This is a genomic window from Microcoleus sp. CAWBG640, assembly GCF_020883015.1.
GTDB lineage: Bacteria > Cyanobacteriota > Cyanobacteriia > Cyanobacteriales > Microcoleaceae > Microcoleus > Microcoleus anatoxicus.
The window spans coordinates 1-4,104 of sequence record NZ_JAHRFC010000175.1; the positions used below are offsets into that span (position 1 = coordinate 1).

Here is a 4,104-nt window from a genome sequence, read left to right on the forward strand (position 1 = left end):
CTTCTTTCGCAGAGTCTAAATTTGGCAGTGGCATATGTTTCATTTCCCAAACTTTCAGCAAAATTAAATATTCATAAAAAGCTTGCAGCGTACACCAAGCTAATCCCGCTTGACCGTCAAGAAATCCGCCTAGTAAAATATACATATAGAAAAAGCGCACAACTGGTCGTAAAGGCAAGCGCAAAGAAAAATCTTTCAATGCACGGCGTCTTTCCACTTCTGAGGCTCCAAAAAATAAATCCCACCAATTTACTTGACCGGCTTCTAGTTGACGGAGGGTTTCGGCAGCCTCGTCAGTCGAGTACCGGTTGTGCTTTTCAATCCAGCGAGAAAGACCTTTGCTGCAAGTATAGTGAGGGTAGGTTTCCTTCAGGAAGTGAGTCGGACCATTGCAAACTTCCCGTTCCGTGTGGCCGTAGTCACTAAACCACACTTTGTCTTTGCGAAACAGGCGCATTTGATAGCGGGGATATTGAGTGCTGCGGCGAATCCAACGCTCCATAAATATTACTTTTTCAGCGACGTAATAGCCTATATATTCTTGACTTTCGATCGCCTTTAGGCATTCAGCAAACAGTGCAGGTGTCATCCGCTCATCTGCTTCGAGGATATAAACCCATTCGTACTTGCAGGGAACTTCTTGCAACATCCAAGTCCGCTGACGCCCGTGAGTTTCAAAAGCGTGCTGTACCAAGAGGACTGGATAGCTCTGGATAATCTCAAGGGTACGATCGCTGCTGAAAGAATCAACCACAATGATATCGTCACAAAGCAGCGCCGATTCAATGCAAGCGGCGATATCAATCTCTTCGTTGTAAGTCAGAATATAAATTGAGAACATTCCCAGCTTTCAGTAAGGGCAAACCATAGCAGAAGGAAGAAGTCCGATGGATTTCGGCACAAGAGCGATGTGCAAATGCAAGAGAATCAATGGTTTCAGCAATTAACAACGTCCTAACTGCCTCAGCGGTTGCTATATTAACCACATCAAATATTTATTAGAGATGTCTCGACCCGCGCGATCCCCGCTGTTGGCTGGTCAACTCTTGCGGCGGCCGAACCGAGGAATCCCCATGCTTCTCAATCCAGTCCAACCAACAGTAATGTAACCGATCGCCAAGAGTAAACTGCTGATGCCCGTCTGCAAACTAGAATTTCTCGATCGAGTTCTCAACTCTTTCTCTTTTTGTTGCTTACGAGTCTGAATTTCTTTGCGGGCCTGGTTGGGAAGTTCTTGAGCTTGCTGTTCCAGAAATTTGTCTAGGGCCTTCGGGTCATTTTTTGACTCCTGAAGCACAGCTTTCAATTCCTTGGGAACCTCTGGACTCTTGAGTGCTTGTGCCATTTTTCCCTCATCTTGTAGCAGGGCTGCTATCTGACTGCGGCGCTGGCTTTTAAGCTGTTCTATCTGAGCTTTGAACTGATCGCTTTTAATTTGGGCTTCCAGTTGACCCTCAGCTTGTCCGGCTTCTCTATCGACTTGAACAAGAGCCTCCTTGAGTTCCAAACGAGTATTGTTGAGATGAAGTGGGACCAGACACAGATAAATCAGGCCTAGCAAACTGGAAACTAACAGCGCCCAGAATCGTAAATCCAGCCAAATATTTTGGCGTTCGATGGAGACTCCAGTGCTGCTGTCCACCCAAAAGCCAGTCATCAGTAGGGCTATACCCATTAAAGGAATAATTCCCCGGTCAACTATCTGAGTTGCCGCAGCCAACTGCCACCCTCTATTGAGAATGTCGGAGGTTTCTCCCGGTAGTGACAGCACAATGCAGTCGAGCAAAGCAGAGAGAATCAAGATAATCCCCACTACTTTGAGAGTGCGAGCGGCTACAGAAGAAAATTGACGGCTATTAGTTGCTTTCATACAAATATGCGGTAAGTGGGAAACGAGGGAGTTTAGATCCAAGAGGAAAGTGACACCAGCGGTGGGAACCGCCTAGTCAATAGCAGAATGGAGGGTTATTGACCCCTCACACCTTTGGGCCTACTCCCTTGCGGAGTGATGTGAGCGCGCCTTTGTGATGACAGTTTTAGGGGCCCAAAGCAAGGTCTCTGTTACATAGCAGACTATGAACCAGCAGCAACAGATCTCTTGATTACAGGACTTACGCTATCGATCTACCTAGAGTGTTTTGTAGGGGCAATCCCCCCGTGGTTGCCACGCTTACCTGCGCCTAATGCGTAAGTCCTGGATTAGCTAGGTATCAAGCGGGTGTATTGACTCAAAGAACCTAGTCAGTTAAGACGGGAGGTTAGTCAGTACGGCTGGTTTGATGGCTCTGGCGAGGGAGCGTATCGTGAGACTTGCGTAACAGAGAATTCCTGTTGGATAATTTTACACCCTTAGATTCAAGGCGGTAGTTGAATAGATTTTGTTGCACAAGTTAAGTTATTTTCCACCAAAAGAGCTCGTTGCGACACCAGGCTCGACTTTTTTATGATTGTTCTTGACTGCGGTTTCCGTACAGAGGTGTTCTCGACGCTTACGGTTCCAGCAGCTTTTAACTAGCTTGCGTTGGCGCGGTGGTGTCGAAAATAATCCACGCAGGACGATAATTTAGGTGTTTTGGGGTTAACGGCAGTTGACAGTTTATCTAGATTTACCGAGAATTTAATTAGTGACATACTCCCACATCAAATCTGAGTACAGATTATGATGTGGGCTTCTTAACAGCCCGATGAAGGGTATGTAAGATTTCCTTGATGGTACTGTTATCCATAGAACCAACTATAGAAAGATTCCCACTAGGGCGTTTTATACTGGGGAAAATGTCCAACCCCAGTCTTTTTAGGTTAATCGCAGCATTAAGATCGCGATCTACCATCAAAGAATTTTGCTCGTCCCAATACTCTCGAATATTGCAGTCGGTGAAAACCATTTCATTCCGATAACACAGAAGCATTGAGGTGTAAGCAGGTTTTTGTGAAACGACGACTGCCCCAGTTTTTTCTCCTATGTAGCTCAGCGTCGTAAAAAATTGCCCAAAAGCTGCATCCAGCCAGGATTTATTCAATCCAGATTTAGCGGATTGCCCATTGGGTAAATATTTCCCATCCTCATCTTGTTTAACCTTGTTTCTTTTAGTTAAACCTTTGAGGTTTAAGTCTTCATGGAAGAAGAACTTAGCTCCCGTTCTGACTAATTTGTGAGCTGTTTTATAATGAAAGTCTTGGCGAGAACGCGCAATCTTTTGATGCTGTCTCGCCTCTTTTTTTGCCAATTTTCGTCGGGCTTTAGACCTTCTTTTTCGTTGATTCCGCTTCAGGGAAATGCGGTCTAATTTAGCTTGATTCTTTCGGAGTGGCTTGAGGGAAGGTAATTTCTCACCCTCAGATGTCGCTAGATAAACATCTTCGTGTAATACTGCATCTAAACCGATTGAATTCTCCCAAGTGGGAGCAATTTTATCCGGTGTCAATTCAGGCACAGAAGTGTCTTCAAGTATTAATTGGAGGAACCAACCGTCGGCTTTCCTAGTGACACTCACTTGTTTAATGGTTAAACCATCGGGGATGGTGCGGTGCATCCGCACCTTTATTACCCCTAGTTTTGGCAATCGAATGTAAATCCAATTCTTGCGAATTAATTTAATCCAATCGTCCCTAGCCGTTGCCAAAGTCATTGTTCGGTAGTCGGCTTCAGTTTTGAATCGGGGTCTACCCGATCGCCCACCTTTGCTGTCACCGACAATAAACCTCTCAAAAGCTCGTTCGACTCGTTTGGAAACGTCTTGCAGAATCGTTGAATCGACTTGCTTAAAGTCTAATAACTCACCACTATGAAAGACTTTAACCAAATCTTTTTTGAGAATGGGTAACTGTTGTTTTTGCCAGTAGTAGTTAGGCTTTTCTCTGGGAGTCGCAATACTGGTTTTTAAGGGACAAGCATTGATAGCAGTACGGTTCATTTCCCACCAATCAAAACGATCTCCCAATTGGCGATTGTACCAATAACGGCAAATTCTGAGCCATTGGTTGAGAGCTAGCTTTTGATTAGTGTCGGGATAGAACTTGTACTGATATGTCGCCTTCATTGAATTGCCGTTTTTTGTTAGTATTATTTTACCAGGATTTGTTGGTCTCGTCATCCATCCGCCC

The 4,104-nt window shown here is 45.0% G+C and carries 3 protein-coding genes; all 3 read right to left on the reverse strand.

Features of this window, described 5'->3' with window-relative positions:
* A partial coding sequence (locus tag AAFP11_RS29790; RefSeq protein WP_341740249.1) for a glycosyltransferase family 2 protein occupies positions 1 to 841 on the reverse strand: 841 nt, incomplete at its 3' end.
* Positions 842 to 1,039: 198 nt separating this feature from the next.
* Positions 1,040 to 1,870 (reverse strand): HpsJ family protein, encoded by an 831-nt coding sequence (locus AAFP11_RS29795; protein WP_341740250.1) that lies wholly within the window; start codon positions 1,868 to 1,870, stop codon positions 1,040 to 1,042.
* A gap of 787 nt (positions 1,871 to 2,657) precedes the next feature.
* Complete coding sequence (locus AAFP11_RS29800) at positions 2,658 to 4,094, reverse strand: transposase (RefSeq protein ID WP_341740251.1); 1,437 nt, start codon at positions 4,092 to 4,094, stop codon at positions 2,658 to 2,660.
* Positions 4,095 to 4,104: the final 10 nt, after the last annotated feature.

Coding starts and splice junctions, on each gene's coding strand:
- AAFP11_RS29800 (WP_341740251.1), bottom strand. CDS start 4,094: ATGACGAGACCAACAAATCCTGGTAAAATAATACTAACAAAAAACGGC.
- AAFP11_RS29795 (WP_341740250.1), bottom strand. CDS start 1,870: ATGAAAGCAACTAATAGCCGTCAATTTTCTTCTGTAGCCGCTCGCACT.